This window comes from Ralstonia sp. Ralssp110 (genome assembly GCF_047325135.1).
GTDB lineage: Bacteria > Pseudomonadota > Gammaproteobacteria > Burkholderiales > Burkholderiaceae > Ralstonia > Ralstonia mojiangensis.
This window is the reverse complement of sequence record NZ_CP168609.1, coordinates 1,558,532-1,574,395: the sequence shown is the minus strand read 5'-3', so window position 1 is coordinate 1,574,395 and position 15,864 is coordinate 1,558,532. Positions and strand designations below refer to the sequence as shown.

13 protein-coding genes are annotated in these 15,864 nt (G+C 66.3%); 4 read left to right on the top strand and 9 right to left on the bottom strand.

Annotated elements, in window-relative coordinates; genetic code table 11:
• The first annotated feature begins 7 nt into the window (after positions 1-7).
• Positions 8-1,501, top strand: coding sequence for an acyl-CoA synthetase (locus tag ACEN9T_RS07635; RefSeq protein ID WP_413705989.1), 1,494 nt, complete (start codon positions 8-10; stop codon positions 1,499-1,501).
• Positions 1,502-1,569: 68 nt separating this feature from the next.
• On the opposite strand, the gene ACEN9T_RS07630 is transcribed toward ACEN9T_RS07635, so the two are convergent.
• The 6 genes from ACEN9T_RS07630 to ACEN9T_RS07605 all read right to left on the bottom strand — a co-directional run bounded on the left by ACEN9T_RS07630 (position 1,570) and on the right by ACEN9T_RS07605 (position 8,919).
• Positions 1,570-2,727 (bottom strand): enoyl-CoA hydratase/isomerase family protein, encoded by a 1,158-nt coding sequence (locus ACEN9T_RS07630; protein ID WP_413705988.1) that lies wholly within the window; start codon positions 2,725-2,727, stop codon positions 1,570-1,572.
• A complete protein-coding gene (locus ACEN9T_RS07625; protein ID WP_413705987.1) occupies positions 2,724-3,521 on the bottom strand; it encodes an enoyl-CoA hydratase in 798 nt (265 codons plus the stop codon). Before ACEN9T_RS07625 ends, ACEN9T_RS07630 begins: the two co-directional genes overlap by 4 nt.
• Positions 3,521-4,414, bottom strand: coding sequence for a 3-hydroxyisobutyrate dehydrogenase (gene mmsB, locus ACEN9T_RS07620; protein ID WP_413705986.1), 894 nt, complete (start codon positions 4,412-4,414; stop codon positions 3,521-3,523). Before mmsB ends, ACEN9T_RS07625 begins: the two co-directional genes overlap by 1 nt.
• Before the next feature lie 19 nt (positions 4,415-4,433).
• Positions 4,434-5,981: a CoA-acylating methylmalonate-semialdehyde dehydrogenase gene (locus ACEN9T_RS07615; protein WP_413705985.1), complete on the bottom strand. Its 1,548-nt coding sequence runs from the start codon at positions 5,979-5,981 to the stop codon at positions 4,434-4,436.
• 48 nt (positions 5,982-6,029) lie between these two features.
• Positions 6,030-7,724, bottom strand: coding sequence for an AMP-binding protein (locus ACEN9T_RS07610; RefSeq protein ID WP_413705984.1), 1,695 nt, complete (start codon positions 7,722-7,724; stop codon positions 6,030-6,032).
• Positions 7,725-7,785: 61 nt separating this feature from the next.
• Positions 7,786-8,919: an acyl-CoA dehydrogenase gene (locus ACEN9T_RS07605; RefSeq protein ID WP_413705983.1), complete on the bottom strand. Its 1,134-nt coding sequence runs from the start codon at positions 8,917-8,919 to the stop codon at positions 7,786-7,788.
• Positions 8,920-9,089: 170 nt separating this feature from the next.
• Between ACEN9T_RS07605 and ACEN9T_RS07600 the strand changes: the two genes are divergently transcribed.
• Positions 9,090-10,106, top strand: coding sequence for an AraC family transcriptional regulator (locus ACEN9T_RS07600; protein WP_413705982.1), 1,017 nt, complete (start codon positions 9,090-9,092; stop codon positions 10,104-10,106).
• On the opposite strand, the gene ACEN9T_RS07595 is transcribed toward ACEN9T_RS07600, so the two are convergent.
• The 3 genes from ACEN9T_RS07595 to ACEN9T_RS07585 are packed head-to-tail and all read right to left on the bottom strand — an operon-like array spanning position 10,082 to position 13,685.
• The gene (locus tag ACEN9T_RS07595) at positions 10,082-11,011 is read right to left on the bottom strand and encodes a LysR family transcriptional regulator (protein ID WP_413705981.1); all 930 of its coding nucleotides are present in this window, start codon (positions 11,009-11,011) and stop codon (positions 10,082-10,084) included. The genes ACEN9T_RS07600 and ACEN9T_RS07595 overlap by 25 nt on opposite strands.
• Positions 11,012-11,019: 8 nt before the next feature.
• A complete protein-coding gene (locus ACEN9T_RS07590; RefSeq protein WP_413705980.1) occupies positions 11,020-13,224 on the bottom strand; it encodes a molybdopterin cofactor-binding domain-containing protein in 2,205 nt (734 codons plus the stop codon).
• Positions 13,221-13,685 (bottom strand): (2Fe-2S)-binding protein, encoded by a 465-nt coding sequence (locus tag ACEN9T_RS07585; protein ID WP_413706607.1) that lies wholly within the window; start codon positions 13,683-13,685, stop codon positions 13,221-13,223. The genes ACEN9T_RS07590 and ACEN9T_RS07585 overlap by 4 nt, the downstream gene beginning before the upstream one ends.
• Before the next feature lie 134 nt (positions 13,686-13,819).
• Here ACEN9T_RS07585 and ACEN9T_RS07580 point away from each other — a divergent pair, with 134 nt between their 5' ends.
• Positions 13,820-14,713 (top strand): LysR family transcriptional regulator, encoded by an 894-nt coding sequence (locus ACEN9T_RS07580; protein WP_413705979.1) that lies wholly within the window; start codon positions 13,820-13,822, stop codon positions 14,711-14,713.
• A gap of 239 nt (positions 14,714-14,952) precedes the next feature.
• Positions 14,953-15,864 (top strand): amidohydrolase family protein, encoded by a 912-nt coding sequence (locus tag ACEN9T_RS07575; protein ID WP_027679410.1) that lies wholly within the window; start codon positions 14,953-14,955, stop codon positions 15,862-15,864.

Below are 15,864 nucleotides of genomic sequence, written 5' to 3'. Positions count from 1 at the left end.
GACACGCATGACCGCCCACCTGATCTTCGACGATCGCCCGACCGATGCCGATACGCTGCTCGCGCGGGGCGCCGCCCTTGCCGGTGGTTTGCGTCGCATGGGCGTGCAGGAGGGCGACGTGATCGGCGTGCTGCTGCGCAATGCGCCCGCCTACATCGACGTGATGCACGCCTGCCGCATCGCAGGGTGCTATTTCTGCCCGATCAACTGGCACTTCACACCGGCCGAGGTGGAGTTCCTCGTGCGCGATTCGGGCGCCAAGGTACTGATCGGCCATCGCGACCTCGTGGATGCGGTGGAACCGCTGCTGCCGGCCCACGTGCAACTGCTGCGCGTGGACGCCGAAGGCACCGACCGCGCCGACGGCTATGCCAACTGGCTCGCGCTGCAGACGCCGTACGACGGGCCAGTGGTTTCTCCGCGCGGGCACATGGCTTATACGTCGGGCACCACCGGCCGGCCCAAGGGCGTCGTGCGCCAGGCCGTGCCGCTCGATCAGCTCGACGCGCATCTGCAGAAAGCGCGTGCCGTGGTCGCGGCCACGTTCGGGATCGTGCCGGGCTGCCGTGCGCTGGTGCCGGCGCCGCTGTATCACAGCGCGCCGAGCCTCTTCGCACAGCAAGCCGCGCAGATGGCGGAGCTGCTGGTGGTGAACGCGCGCTTTGACGCGCTGCGCGTGCTGGAGCAGATCGAGCGCTACCGCATCGACACCGTCTATCTCGTGCCGATCATGTATGTGCGCCTGCTCAAGTTGACGGACGAAGAACGCAGCCGGTACGACCTGTCTTCGCTGCGCTTTGTGGCCTCCACGGGCGCACCCTGCGCGCCGGAGATCAAGCGCAAGATGATCGACTGGCTCGGCCCCGTCATCTACGAAACGTATGCATCGAGCGAGACCGGCATGATCACCGTGATGGACCCGCGCGACGCCGCCGCCCGCCCGGGCAGCGCCGGCCGCCCGGTGTGCGACGCGCGCGTGCGCATCCTGCGTGAAGACGGCACGCCCTGCCCCACCGGCGAGATCGGCCTGATCTACAGCCACCAACCCGCCTATCCCGATTTCACCTACCGCGGCAATGACGAAGCACGCGGCAAGATCGAGCGCGACGGCCTCGTCACGCTCGGCGACATGGGCTACCTGGATGCGGACGGCTATCTGTATGTGTGCGACCGCGCATCGGACATGGTCATCTCGGGCGGCGTGAACATCTACCCGGCCGAGATCGAACATGCGCTACTGCGCCACCCCGATGTGGTCGACTGCGCTGTCTTTGGCGTACCGGATGACGAATACGGCGAGCGCCTTGTCGCGGTGGTCCAGACCGAACGCAAAGACCCGCAGGCTGAGCCCGTGATCGAATGGCTGCGCGGCCAGATTGCAGGCTTCAAGATCCCGCGCCAGATTGAATTCACCACAGCACTGCCGCGCGATGACAACGGCAAGATCGCCAAGCGCCGCCTGCGCGATGCATGGTGGGGCGACCGGCAGCGGCGCGTTTAGCACCACCGACGGAGGCGCTGGCGGTTCAAGCCGGCGCCCCTGCACCATGGAGGAAGCCGCCCTTCGATCTACGGCGCGCCGAGCGCTGCAAGCGGATGCGCCTGCGTCCGCCAAGGTGACGTCAGAAAATGCCGCACCCGCTCAGGCCGCACCTGCGGCAGCGTTGCCGGCGCCCAGCCCGGACGGTGATCCTTGTCTACCAGATGCGCGCGCACGCCTTCACAGAAATCGCCTTCCTGGATTCCGCGCGCCACGATGCCCAACTCCATCTGAAAGCACTCGGCCAGTGACAGCTGCCGACCGCGCAGCAGCGCTTCGCGTGTGACGTGCAGCATCGTCGGCGAGTGTGAAGTCATTGCGTCAAGCGTGGCCTGCAGCCATTGGCGTGGTTCGCGAGCCTGCTCGCGCTCCAGGCTCTCGCGCAGCGTGGCGACAATGCGATCGACCGAAGAACGCCTGTCGAAATAGCGCAGCACCCACGGCATCGCCTGTGCAAGCGGCGCGTGCGGAACGATGTTGCACGGCGGCTCGAATACGCGGCGCAGCGCCTGCATGAGGTCGCCATCATGCGGCATGCGTTGTAGGCGCTCTTCGAAGGAGGCGAGCCATTCGGCAGGCACGCACACATCGGCCAGGTGGCAATGCAGCGCATCGGCGCCCGTCAGCGTCACGCCCGTCAGGCCGACATACAACTCAAGCTCAGGCGACATCACGCTCAGAAAGCGCGTGGCGCCCACGTCGGGCAGAAAACCGATGCGCGTTTCCGGCATCGCCATCTTCGTGCGCTCGGTCACGACACGCAGCCGTGCGGCCTGCCCAAGGCCCATGCCGCCGCCCATGGTGATACCGTCCATCAGCGCAACAATGGGCTTTGGGAACTGGTGCAGCGCGTAGTCGAGCCGGTATTCGTCGACAAAGAACTGCAGCCAGCCGTCGTCGCCATCCATGCGGCCCTGTTGCGCAAGCTGATAGAGCGCGCGCACGTCGCCGCCGGCGCAGAAGCCTTTCTGGCCTGCACCGCGCAGCACCAGTGCGACGATGCCCTCGTCGTGGCGGCATTGCTCCAGCAGCGTGGCCAACTGGCGCACCATGCCGTGCGACAGCGCATTCAAGGCAGACGGCCGGTTCAAAGTGATGACGGCCACGCGATTCACCACGCGCATCAACACCTCGGGCTCGGCAGCGGCGGCCTGGGGCGGCGCAGCCTGCAGTTGGACGGCACTCATTGCAGCGTCTCCGATTCATGTGCGGAATGCCAGCGCGGCGCGCGTTTCTCAAGGAAAGCATTCACGCCTTCGCGCTGATCCGGGTGGTCAAACAGATCGACAAAGCGCTCGCGCTCGACGGCCAGCGCCGCGCCGCGCGGCACGCCATTGCGCGCCTGATGGATGAGCTGCTTGCTGAAGGTGACGGCCTGCGGGCTCAACGTTGTCACACGCAGCGCCATGGCGATGGCGCCTTCGCGTGCGGCCCCCGTTTCCACGACCTCTTCTACCAGGCCGATGCGCAAAGCGGTCTGCGCATCGACGCGCTCGCCGGTCAGGATCATGCGCTTGGCCCAGCCTTCACCCACGAGCCATGGCAGTGTCTGCGTGCCGCAACCGCAGCACAGCAGGCCGACGGCCGTCTCTGGCACGGCCAGCTTGGCGTGCGCCTCAGCGATTCGGATGTCGCATGCAAGCGCGCACTCCAGGCCGCCGCCCATCGCAATGCCGTTAATGGCCGCAATCACCACCGGGCGCGCGTTCTGCAGCGCCTCGAATGCGGCACCGAAACGTGCAGCCGCCTCGCGCGCCACATCGCGGTCGCCATCGGCAAAGGTGTTGAGGTCGGCGCCCGCGCTGAAGAACTTCGGCCCATCGCCGGTGACGACGATGGCGCGCACGCGTGCATCGGCGTTCAATCGCTCGACGGTGCCTTGCAGTTGCAGCAGACCTTCCGGCGTGAACGCGTTGGCGGGCGGACGCTTGAGCGTCAGCACCGCGACGGTGCCCTCATGCAGCGTTTCCAGTTCGATCATCACGCCGCTCCGTCTTTCCGATAAAGCTTGATGACGGCGGAGAAATCCAGCTTGCCATCGCCCTTGCTGCTCACGGTTTGATAGAGCTGCTGCGCCAGCGCACCCAAGTAGACGGGTTGGCGGACCGACTTTGCCGCATCACCCGCCAGGCCCAGATCCTTGAGCATCAGGTCGGTGCCAAAGCCGCCCGTGTAGCCGCGCGAAGACGGCGCGGTTTCGATCACGCCCGGGAACGGGTTGTACGTGTCCGAACTCCAGCACCGGCCGGTCGACGTGTTGATGATGCCGCCCAGCACCTTCGGGTCGATGCCCAGCGCCTCGCCCAGCGACATGGCTTCGGCCACGCCGGCCATGGTGATGCCGAGCACGAGGTTGTTGCAGATCTTCGCGCCCTGGCCCGCGCCGGTGTCGCCGCAATGCACGAGGTTCTTGCCCATGGCGGACAGCACCGGACGCACCTGCTCGAACGCCTGGGCAGTGCCCCCGACCATGAACGTCAGCGTGCCGGCTGCCGCGCCGCCCGTGCCGCCCGAAACCGGCGCATCGACAAAGGTGTTGCCGTGTTCGGCCGCCAGCGCGGCAAACGCCTTCACGCTGGCCGGGTCGATGGTGCTCGAATCGATGATGGGCACGCCCGTGGCGATGCCCACCAGCACGCCGTCTTCCGCCGTCAGCACGTGGCGCACATGCGCGGCAGCAGGCAGCATGGTGATGACGGTTTCGGCACCCGCCGCTGCCTCCTTGGGCGATGCTGCTGCCGTGGCGCCGGCTTCCACCAGCGCACCCACCGCTTGCGTGTTCAGATCAAACACGGTCAGCGTGTGGCCCGCCTTGAGCAGGTTATGCGCCATCGGAGCGCCCATGTTTCCCAGGCCGATGAATGCGATTTTCATGACAACGCTCCCGGTGCGATCAGCGCAGGCTGATGGTGGTGTTCACGCCGCCGGTGTCGACTGCGTCATCAAACCAGCGCGCCGTTACCGTTTTCGTTTGCGTATAGAACTGCACGACCTGCTTGCCGTACGGGCCCAGGTCACCGAGCTTGGAGCCGCGCGAGCCAGTAAAGCTGAAGTACGGCACGGGCACCGGAATGGGAATGTTGATACCGACCTGCCCGACGTCGATCTCGCTCTGGAACTTGCGTGCCGATGCGCCGCTCTGCGTGAACAGACCCACGCCGTTGCCGAACGGGTTGGCGTTGACCAACGCAATGGCGTCGTCCAGCGTGGGGACAGTCAGCACCAGCAGCACGGGGCCGAAGATTTCGTTGGTGTAGATGTCCATGTCGGTCTTCACGTCGGTGAAGATCGTCGGGCCGATGAAGTTGCCGTCTTCGTAACCGGCCACACGCACATTGCGGCCGTCGAGCGCCAGCGTGGCACCCTGCTGCACGCCCGACTCGATCAGGCCGAGGATGCGCTGCTTGGCCGCGCGTGAGACGACTGGGCCGACGTCGGTGCCCGGCTCCACACCGGCGTTCACCTTGAGCGCCTTGGCTTTCTGCACCAGGTCCGGCAGCCACTGCTGCGCCGCGCCAACGAGCACAACTACAGACGTCGCCATGCATCGCTGCCCAGCCGCGCCAAAGCCCGCGCCAACGAGCGCGTTGATGGCCTGCTCGCGGTTGGCATCCGGCAACACCACGGCGTGGTTCTTCGCGCCCATCATCGATTGCACGCGCTTGCCGTGCTCGCTGCCCAAGCGGTACACATGCGTGCCCACCGTGGTCGAGCCAACAAACGAAATCGCCTTCACGTGTTCGTGCGTGCACAGCGCATCCACCACGTCCTTGCCGCCATGCACGACGTTCAGCACGCCGGGCGGCACGCCGGCTTCGAGCGCCAGCTCCACCAGCTGCATGGTCGACAGCGGGTCCTGCTCCGACGGCTTGAGCACGAACGTGTTGCCGCACACGATCGCCATGGGAAACATCCACAGCGGAATCATCGCCGGGAAGTTGAACGGCGTAATGCCGGCACACACGCCAATCGGCTGGCGCAGCGTGTACGTATCGACCGCGCCGGCCACGTTCTCCAGAAACTCACCCTGCTGCAGCGAGCCTACCGAGCACGCGTGCTCCACCACCTCCAGCCCGCGGAATATGTCGCCTTCCGCATCGGGCAGCGTCTTGCCCTGCTCGGCCGTGAGCGTGCGGGCAATGCGCGGCGAGTGCTCACGAATCAGCGCCTGGAACTTCAGCATGATGCGCATGCGCGCACCGACCGGCGTGTTTTTCCACGTGGCAAACGCAGCATGTGCGGAGCGGATGGCTGCATCCACTTCGTCCGCCGTGGCAAACGGCACGCGCGCCAGCACTTCCTGTGTGGCCGGGTTGACGATATCGCGCCATTCCTTGGACTGCGATTCGACAAACTCGCCGCCAATCAGCAGCTTGACGGTGGGCGGGGTGTCCTGCTGTGCGGCAGGTTTGGCGGAAGCGAGAGAGGCAACGGCGCTCATGGGGGTCTCCTGGCGAATCGGTAGCGGGTTCAATGCGGGATGGGCGAATCAGGCGAAGTCTTCTTCCCAGTACTCGCCTGGCATGCGGGCGGGCTGGGGCGTACGTTCAAGTTCGAGGCGGCGCAGTTCCACGCGCCGGATCTTTCCGGAAATGGTCTTGGGCAGTTCGCTGAACTGCAGGCGGCGGATGCGCTTGTAGGGCGCCAGCTTCTCGCGCGAGAAGAGGAACACGGCCCGTGCGAGTTCAGGACCGGCTTCGTAGCCCTGGCGCACCGTCACGAACGCCTTGGGCACGGAGAGGCGCAGTGGATCGGAACTCGGCACCACGGCCGCCTCGGCAATGGCTTCGTGCTCGATCAGCACGCTTTCCAGCTCGAACGGGCTCAGGCGGTAGTCCGATGACTTGAACACATCATCGGTGCGGCCCACGTAGACGAAGTAGCCGTCGTCGCGGCGCATCGCCACGTCGGAGGTGTGGTAGTAGCCGTTGCGCATCGCCTCGCCCGTGGCTTTGGCGTTGTTGGCGTAGCCCTGCATCAACCCGAGCGGGCGGTGCGAGAGCGGCAGCACGATTTCGCCTTCGCTGGCGGGCTGATCGTCGTGGTCGACCAGCTCCACGCGGTAGCCGGGCAGCGGGCGACCAACCGAACCCGGCACGACCGGCTGCCCCGGCGTGTTGCCGATCTGGCAGGTGGTTTCGGTCTGGCCAAAGCCGTCGCGGATGGTCACACCCCAGGCGCTGCGCACGCGCTCGATGATCTCGGGGTTCAGCGGCTCGCCCGCACCGACGATCTCGCGCAGCTTGACGGCGTACGACGCCAGCGGCTCCTGCACCAGCATGCGCCACACGGTGGGCGGCGCGCACAGCGTGGTCACGTTAAAGCGCACCAGCACGTCCAGCGTGTCCTTCGGCACGAAGCGCGCGTAGTTGTAGACGAACACGCAGGCCTGCGCATTCCACGGCGCGAAGAAGCAGCTCCACGCGTGTTTCGCCCAGCCGGGTGAGCTGATGTTCCAGTGGATATCGCCAGGCTGCAGGCCGATCCAGTACATGGTCGACAGGTGGCCGACCGGATAGCTCTGGTGCGTGTGTTCGACGAGCTTCGGCTTGGACGTGGTGCCCGAGGTGAAATACAGCAGCAGCGGGTCGGTCGCCTTGGTCGGCCCGTCGGGCACGAACTGCGCGGGCGCATCGTAGGCTTCTGCCAGGTCGACCCAGCCATCGCGCTGCGCACCCACGGCGATGCGCTTGACGCTCGCATCCACACTGTCGAACTTGTGCAACTCCGCCGCGTCGACGACCACGCAGTTCGCGCCGCCCAGTTCAACGCGGTCGCGCACGTCATCCGGCGATAGCTGCGTCGTGGCCGGCAGCACCACCGCACCGAGCTTCATCGCCGCGAGCATCACGTCCCACAGTTCAACGCGGTTCGGCAGCATCAGCAGCAGACGGTCACCACGCACGATGCCCAGCCCGCGCAGAAAATTCGCCATGCGCGACGAGCGCTCCGACATCTGCGCAAACGAAAGCTTCAACCCTTCGCCCTGCGCGTCATCGACGATCCACAGCGCCGGGTTGTCGTTGCCGCGCGCCATCACATCGAAGTAATCGAGCGCCCAGTTGAACGTGTCCAGCGTCGGCCACGCAAACTCGCGATACGCGCGGTCGTAGTCGGTGCGATGGCGCAGCAGAAAATCGCGCGCTTCCACAAAACCCTGTGCTGCAGATACCGCTTGGTTCATCGTCGTCTCCTGGTCGGCGCGTCTGCGCTCTTTCGTATGCGGTCGATGTGCTCGGTGCGTGCTAGACGTGCCGCGCGATCACCATCCGCTGGACTTCGCTGGTGCCTTCGTAGATCTGGGTAATGCGCGCGTCGCGGTAGTGACGTTCGACGGCGTAGTCGGCCAGGTAGCCGTAGCCGCCGTGGATCTGGATGGCGTTGGAGCAAATCTCCTCGGCCAGTTCCGACGCATAGAGCTTGGCCTGCGAGGCCTCCGACAGGCATGGTTTGTCTGCGCTGCGCAGCCGCGCCGCATGGTGAACGAGCAAGCGCGCGGCATTCAAGCGCGTGGCCATGTCGGCCAGCATGTTGGCGATGGTCTGGTGCTCGCGCAGCGCCTTGCCGAACTGGATGCGCTCATTGGCGTAGTGGCGCGCGGCATCGAACGCGGCGCGCGCTATGCCCACCGCTTGCGCGGCAATACCGATGCGCCCGCCTTCCAGGTTCGACAGCGCGATCTTCAGGCCCTCGCCGCGTTCACCCAGGAGGTTTTCCTCAGGCACCGCGCAGTCTTCGAGCGTGATCGGGCAGGTGTCCGACGCGCGAATGCCGAGCTTGTGTTCGGGCCGCCCCACATGGAAGCCTGGCGTGTCGGTCGGCACGATGAAGGCCGAAATGCCGCGCTTGCCGGCTTCCGGGTCGGTCACGGCAAACACGATGGCGATGTCCGCCCGCGCGCCGTTGGTCACGAACTGCTTGTTGCCGTTGAGCACCCAGTTGCCATCGCGCAGCACGGCGCGGGTGCGCAGGTTGTTGGCTTCGGAGCCGGCGTGCGGCTCGGTCAGGCAGAACGCGCCGATCGCGCGGCCGGTGGCCAGATCCGGCAGGTAACGCGCCTTCTGCGCCTCGGTGCCGAACTTCAGGATGGGGCCGCAGCCGACCGAGTTGTGCACGCTCATCATCGTCGCGCTGGCAGCGCACCCGGCGGCCACCTCTTCCAACGCAAGCGCATAGGCTACGTAATCGGTGTACGAACCGCCCCACTCCGCCGGCACGATCATGCCCAGCAGGCCCAACTCGCCCATCTCGCGCACCACGTCATCTGGCAATGCAGCATCGCGGTCCCACTGCGCGGCATTGGGCGCGAGGCGTTCGGTGGCAAAGTCGCGCGCAGCGTCGTGGATCATCCGCTGCTCTTCGGTATAGAAGTCGTCCATCGCTTGGCTCTTGCTTGGTTGCTGACCGGCGCCGCGTGACGCTGCCTGTGCAGGCGCCTTACACTGTGCAGCCTGCGGCGCTCGGGTTCGATGGGTAAAAGTGTAGGCACGCGGCTGGGCGGCTTCGATGCCCGTCACGATCAACTTGCGTGAGCGGATTTGCCATACCGATGAAAAACAACGAAAAGGGAACCGTCTCTGTCAGCCTCGTCAACGAGGCCGTGACACGTGCGCGCGCGCATGGCGTGGACATGCAGCGCATCATGGCCGCAGCGGGCATCACGCCGCAGATGCTGGCGCAGCCGCGCAGCCGCGTGTCGTCCGCACAGTACGGTGCGCTGTGGGCCGGCATTGCGCAGGCCATGGACGATGAGTTCTTCGGGCAGGATGCGCACCCCATGCGCTGGGGCAGTTTCGTGGCGATGACGCAGGCCGCGCTCACTGCGCGCACCGGCCGACAGGCGCTGGCGCGGGCCGTCGGTTTTCTGCGGCTGGTGCTGGACGACCTGCATGTGCAAGTCGAAGAGGGCCCGGACCGCGTGCGTCTCGTCTTTGTGCACCGCAAGGGCACGCGGGTGCCTCCCATGTTCACCTACGCCACGTGGCTCATCATGGTCTACGGCCTGGTGTGCTGGCTCGTGGGGCGGCGCATTCCGTTTATTGCCGCGCGCTTCCGTTGTGCGGCGCCGCCAGACGCGCAGGAATATCGCCTGATGTTCTGCGACGACATGGCGTTCAAGCACGATGCGTCGTTCGTCGATCTTTCGCCGGCTTTCCTGGAGCTGCCCGTCATCCAGACGGCAGCGTCCATCAAGACCTTCCTGCGCGATGCGCCGGGCAACTTCATCGTCAAGTACCGCAACCCGGATTCATTTGCGGCGCGCGTGCGCAAAATGCTGCGCAACCTGCCGGTTGCGAGTTGGCCCGCGTCTGACGCGATGGCACTTAAACTGAACGTGGCCGAAGCGACGATGCGCCGACGCCTGAAGCTGGAAGGCCACACGTATCAGTCCATCAAAGACGACTTGCGGCGCGACATTGCCATCGGCCAGTTGCAGGACACGCGCCGCACGATCGCCGACATTGCCATCGCTGTGGGATTTGCAGAGCCGAGCGCCTTCCACCGCGCCTTCCGCAAATGGACAGGCATGCGCCCAACGGACTATCGGCTGGCCGGCGCAGACTGAGGCTGCGCAGCGGCGGCGCCTTCGCTCGTGCCGCTGACTGCGCGCAGCGTCTCCAGAAAGGCCTTCAGCACCGGCGAGTGATCGTCCACGCGATAGTGCACGTACAGCGGCACGGCTGGCAGCGCGGGCTCCAGCGGCCGGAAGACCACACCCGGCGGCGCCAGGTTGGCAGTGGAGCCCGGCAGCAGTGCCACGCCAAAGCCCGCGCTCACCAGCGCCAGCAGCGTCTGCACCTCGGTCACCTGCTGGCGCACGAGCGGCGCAAAGCCGGCCTGGATGCATAGATGCAGCAGGTGATCGGCAAAGCGCGAGCGCTTGGACTCGAATGCAACGAACGGCTCGCCGGCAAAATCGCCGAGCGCGAGGCTGGCGTGGCCAGCCAGGCGGTGCGTGGCGGGCAACGCCATCACGATCGGCTCGTGCTGCAGCAACTCGCTGCGCACGGCGGGGTCTTCGTGGCCCAGCCGGAAGATGCACGCGTCGATGCGGCGCTCCTTGAGCGCGGCCACCTGCGCGGCGGGCGTCATCTCTTGCAGCCGCCATTCAACGCCGGGGTAGCGCTCGCGAAACTGGCGCAGCGCTTCGGGCAGCAGCCCCACCATCACCGAGCTGATCATGCCGATTTCCAGCTCGCCCACCTGGCCACGGCCCGCCTGCCGGGTGAGGTCCAGCGCGCGGTTGAGCTGTGCAAACACGAGTGGCGCTTGCTCTTTGAGCGTGCGGCCGGCCGCCGTCAGTTCTACGCGGTGGTGGCTGCGCACAAACAGCGGCGTGCCGATCTCGTCTTCCAGCAGCCGGATCTGCTGGCTCAGCGGCGGCTGCGACATAAACAGGCGCGCCGCCGCACGCCCGAAGTGCAGCTCGTCGGCCAGCACCGAGAAATAGCGCAGCAGGCGGATGTCCACGGTATGCGCTACGCCTTCAGGTCGAAGTTGAACGGCGTCTCGCGCTGGCGCTTGCCGGTCAGCCGGAAGATGGCGTTGGCAATGGCCGGCGCCACCGGTGGGTTCGCCAGCTCGCCCACGCCGCCAGGCTTGTCGCGATTGCCGTCGATGATGACGATATCGATGGCCGGCATGTCAGACATGCGCATGACGGGATAGTCGTGGAAGTTGCTTTGCTGCACGGCCCCGCCCTGAATGTCGATGCGATCGAACAGCGCATGGCCGAGGCCCCACATCAAGCCGCCGTAAAGCTGCTCTTCCACGCCCGTGCGCGAGACGGCCAGGCCGACGTCCGCCACGCAGGTGAGCTTTTCAATCACAACGCGGCCGTCCTTGCGGGCGACTTGCGCCACGACTGCGATGTAGCTGTCATACGCTTGGTGTGTCGCCACGCCCAGGGTGTGCCCATGCGCCGCCTTGCCCCACCCGGCGCGTTGCGCGGCGGTGCGCAGCACGTGCACATGCCGCGGCCGCTCGGCCATGTGTGCGACGCGAAAGTCGACTGCGTCGCGCTTGGCCGCCACGGCCAGCTCGTCCATGAAGCTCTCGGTGGCGAACACGTTGGGGATAAAGCTGACCGCCCGGTACCAGCCAGTCGGGATACCGGTCTCGTGCCGGACCCAGCCGATATCCATATGGTTGGCCCGGTACGGAAAATCCCACTTCGAGATGGCCTCGGTGGTGCTGTAATCCATGCGGTCGGGGCGGTCGAAGTAGCCCGGCTCCCACTGTTCCGGCGATGCGGGCGACACCGCGCGGATGCGCAGCGCATCGAGCCGGCCCTGCGCATCAAGCGCGCCTTCGAGGCGGTGATACGTGGCGGGGTGGCCGTACAGCGCGCGCATCTCGTCTTCGCGGCTGTTCATCAGCTTGATCGGCACGCCGGTCTTCTTTGCAAGATAGCTCGCCTCGAACAGCCAGTATTTGCTCTCGCGCGCACCAAAGCTGCCGCCCGACACCATCTCGTGCAGCACCACCTTGTCGCGCGGCACGCCGCAGATCACCTCGGCAGCTTCCATCGCGGTGGATGGCACCTGGATGCCGCCCCAGTATTGAATGGCGCCACCTTTGAACCACGCGGTGATGTTGACGGGTTCCAGCGGATTCTGCTGCTTGTACGGCATGCGATACGCCGCATCGATGCGCTTGGCGCCGTGGGACATCGCCACGTCCGTGTTGCCGGTCTGCACGGTGTGCACAACGCGCGCCTTGCCACTGGCGAGCCAGGCGGCCTGGTGCTGCGCGACATGGCCGCTGTCGAAATCGGCGAAGGCGCTGTCGTCCCACTCGACCTTGAGGGCGGAGCGGCCCTTGTTGGCCGCCCAGTAGTCGTCGGCCAGCACGGCCACGCCCTCCTGATTGCCGCCCAGCACATCGGGCCGCATCGGGATGGTGATGACCTGGCGCACGCCGCGCACCTTCAGCGCCTCGGCGCTGTCGATGCGGCGCACACGCGCGCCGGGCATGGGCGCACGCTGCACCACTGCCACCAGCATGCCTGGCAACGACACGTCGATGCCGTATTGGAACCGGCCTGTGGCCTTGGCCAGCGCATCGCGCTTGTGGCGCAGCTTGCCGATGTATTTGAAATCCGCCGGGTTCTTCAGCGTCACGTTGGCAGGCGCAGGCAGGCGGCCCGCAGCATCGGCCAATTCGCCGTAGGTGGCCTTGCGGCCGTCACTGCAGATGACGGTGCCGCCGGCCGTGCCGCAGTTGGCGGCGGGCACACCCCAGCGTTGCGCCGCTGCACTCACGAGCATTGCGCGCGCCGTGGCGCCGGCTTGCCGCAGGCGCGCATATTCGAGCGACACACTGGTGCTGCCGCCGGTGGAATACACCTTCCAGATCGGGTGGATGTATTCAAGAAAGAACGGGTCTTCTGGCGTGACGACGGCAATACGCATCGGGTCCACATCCAGCTCTTCTGCCACGCAGGCGGCAAGGGCCGTCTGCGTGCCGGTGCCGGAATCGTGCTTGTGGACGACGATCTTCACGGTGTTGTCGGCCAGCACCCGCACCCAGGCATTGGGCTCGAACTCACCCGCAGCCACATCCTTGCCGGCAGCCAGCGCATCGGGCATGCGGAAGCCGACTGCCAGGCCCGCCGTCAGCAGCGCGCCTTGCTGCAGGAAACGGCGGCGCGACGGTGCATGCAAATCACGCGGCGCGCTCATGCCTTGCCTCGCTCGTCGGCGGCGCGCTTGATGGCCTGGCGGATGCGCCCGTAGGTGCCGCAGCGGCAGATGTTGCCCGCCATGGCATTCGTGATGGCTTCGTCGTTGACGGGCGTGCCTGCCGCCAACAACGCAGCTGCCGACATGATCTGCCCCGACTGGCAGTAGCCGCATTGCGGCACGTCTTCAGCCACCCAGGCGCGTTGCAGCGGGTGCGTGCCGTCTTTCGACAGCCCTTCGATGGTGGTGACGCCGTGCCCCGCCGCTGCCGATGCTGGCGTAATGCACGCGCGGATCGGCGCACCATCCAGATGGACGGTGCAGGCCCCGCAAAAGCCGCCGCCGCAGCCAAACTTGGTGCCCGTCAGTTTGAGCCGATCGCGCAGCACCCACAGCAGGGGCATGTCTGCATCGGCGTCATCCAGCGCATGGGGCGCGCCATTGACCATAATCTCGGTCATCATTGTCTCCTCCAGAATCGGGCCGTCTCATGCGGCCGCGCCTGGCAGCAATATGAAGCCGCGCACGGGCACCCCGCCAGCGACGATTTCTGCCAGCCCGTGTAAGTCGAACTAACAGCTCACCTGCCGCCGCCATGTACAAGCGTTATCCGTCGATCCAGTCGATGCATGCCTTCCTGCAGGCCGCGCGCACCGGCAGCTTTACCAAGGCCGCGCAGCAACTGGACCTGACACACAGCGCGATCAGCCAGCAGATCCGCTCGCTGGAGGAGTTCATCGGCCAGCCGCTGTTCGTGCGTGAGGCGGGCGGCATCGTGCTGACCGATGCGGGTCAGCTCTTCGCGAGCATGCTGACCGACGGCTTCGGGCAGGTGGACCGGGCGCTGTCTTCGGTGCGCAACCGGCACGTGCCGCAAACGCTCATCGTCGATGTCGACAGCGAGCTGGCGCAGGGCTGGCTCAATGCGCGCCTGCCGCAGTTGCTGGCGGCGCTGCCCGGCTACCAGGTGATGTTCCTGTCGACCACGCGCGGCGAGCGGCCGTCGTTCGAGCGCGTAGATGTCTCGCTGCGCTACGGCTATGGCGAATGGGATGACTGCGAGATGGCCCTGATCTGTGGCGACCACGTCACCGCGGTGGCAGCGCCGGCACTGCTGGAACGCCATGGCGTGCAGGCGCCGCTGGCCCCATCGGCCGCGATGGCGCTGCCGTTGCTGGGCTACACGCGGCGCTCGTGGATTCCATGGCTTGACGCCGCCGGCCTGGAGCCGCTGGAACCCGCCGTGGTGGCGGCCTTCGACAACGCCGCCAACATGGTCGCCGCAGCTGAGGCCGGCATTGGCGTGGCGCTCGTCCGCGGGCTGCTCGCAGCCGATGCGCTGCAGCATCAGCGCCTCGTCCCGCTGACGGACGTCGCCATCCCCGCGCACTACAACCTGTATGCCGTCTGGCAGCGCGGGCAGGGGCAGCGTGCGCAGGCCGTGGTGAGCGCGGTGCAACAACTCGCACGCGACACGCTGGGCGGCTGAGGCCGCTTCTCCCTCCGGCCGCTTGCCGATATCGGCAACGTATCAAGACCGCCGCCAAATAGTATTGGCCGGCCCCCGGCCCTGACTCCGATACTGCGCCCCAAGCAGCACGCATCCGGCATCACGCGATCCGGCGAGGGGAAGGCACACGCCTAGCAAAGAGCGCCGCGCTGCAGGACGTGCCTGCCCTCACCGGGAAGCCATCACGCGCTTCCTCCCAGTCATCAGGAGATCCAACGATGATCATCGACATCAGCTGCTACCCCACCGACCTGGTGGACCTCGCGTGGTGGCACGACGGCGACCCCTTTACCGGCGAGCGCCTGCTCGAAATGATGGACGGCCCTTACATGATCAACGGCAAGCCGCGCCGTATCGACAAGGCCTTCATCCAGCCGCCGCAGGGCAACACCATCTACACGTGGACGGACGGCGAGCTTTCGGGCCGCGAATCCATCGACGCCTACATGGCGTACACGCTCAAGATGGTGCAGACGTACCCCGACCGCTTCCTCGGCTGCTTCGTCTACAACCCGCGCTGCGGCGTGCAGAACGGCGTGGAGGCCATCGAGCGCTACGTCAAGGAACACGGTTTCAAGATGGTCCAGATGCAGGCCAACATGCACGCGTACCGCCCAGACCGCGCGCTGGACTGGGTGATGCCCGCGTTCGAAAAATGTGCCGAGCTGGGCGTGCCCGTCAAGCTGCATACGGGCGACGGCCCCTACAGCATTCCGTCGGAATGGATTCCGATGATCAAGCGCTTCCCGAACGTCGATTTCATCATGGCGCACTTCGGCGTGCAGACCGGCGGCGTCTACGTGTTCGAGCCGATGCAGTGGGCGATGGAGCTGCCCAACGTGTATTGCGAATCGGGCTGGTGCCTGCAGTCGCGCATCGTCGAATTTGCCAAGGTGCTGCCCAAGCACAAGATCCTGTTCGGCACGGACACCCCGCCCAACGAGCCCGGCATGTGGCTGCGCCTGCTGGAAGTCTTGTGCATGGACCCGCCGCAGGGCCTGAACCTCGATGAAGACACGCTCGAGGATTACCTGGGCAACAACATCGCCCGCATGATCGGCCTGGAGCCGACCCGTCCGCCCAAGACCGTGGCTGAAGCCGAAGCGCAGCTCGCGCTGGCTGCCGCCTGA

Excerpts from the sequence above, each read along its gene's own strand:
- mmsB (WP_413705986.1), bottom strand. The coding sequence starts at position 4,414 with ATGAAAATCGCATTCATCGGCCTGGGAAACATGGGCGCTCCGATGGCG.
- ACEN9T_RS07585 (WP_413706607.1), bottom strand. The coding sequence starts at position 13,685 with ATGACCGAGATTATGGTCAATGGCGCGCCCCATGCGCTGGATGACGCC.
- ACEN9T_RS07635 (WP_413705989.1), top strand. The coding sequence starts at position 8 with ATGACCGCCCACCTGATCTTCGACGATCGCCCGACCGATGCCGATACG.
- ACEN9T_RS07625 (WP_413705987.1), bottom strand. The coding sequence starts at position 3,521 with ATGATCGAACTGGAAACGCTGCATGAGGGCACCGTCGCGGTGCTGACG.
- ACEN9T_RS07615 (WP_413705985.1), bottom strand. The coding sequence starts at position 5,981 with ATGAGCGCCGTTGCCTCTCTCGCTTCCGCCAAACCTGCCGCACAGCAG.
- ACEN9T_RS07605 (WP_413705983.1), bottom strand. The coding sequence starts at position 8,919 with ATGGACGACTTCTATACCGAAGAGCAGCGGATGATCCACGACGCTGCG.
- ACEN9T_RS07590 (WP_413705980.1), bottom strand. The coding sequence starts at position 13,224 with ATGAGCGCGCCGCGTGATTTGCATGCACCGTCGCGCCGCCGTTTCCTG.
- ACEN9T_RS07610 (WP_413705984.1), bottom strand. The coding sequence starts at position 7,724 with ATGAACCAAGCGGTATCTGCAGCACAGGGTTTTGTGGAAGCGCGCGAT.
- ACEN9T_RS07630 (WP_413705988.1), bottom strand. The coding sequence starts at position 2,727 with ATGAGTGCCGTCCAACTGCAGGCTGCGCCGCCCCAGGCCGCCGCTGCC.
- ACEN9T_RS07600 (WP_413705982.1), top strand. The coding sequence starts at position 9,090 with ATGAAAAACAACGAAAAGGGAACCGTCTCTGTCAGCCTCGTCAACGAG.
- ACEN9T_RS07575 (WP_027679410.1), top strand. The coding sequence starts at position 14,953 with ATGATCATCGACATCAGCTGCTACCCCACCGACCTGGTGGACCTCGCG.
- ACEN9T_RS07580 (WP_413705979.1), top strand. The coding sequence starts at position 13,820 with ATGTACAAGCGTTATCCGTCGATCCAGTCGATGCATGCCTTCCTGCAG.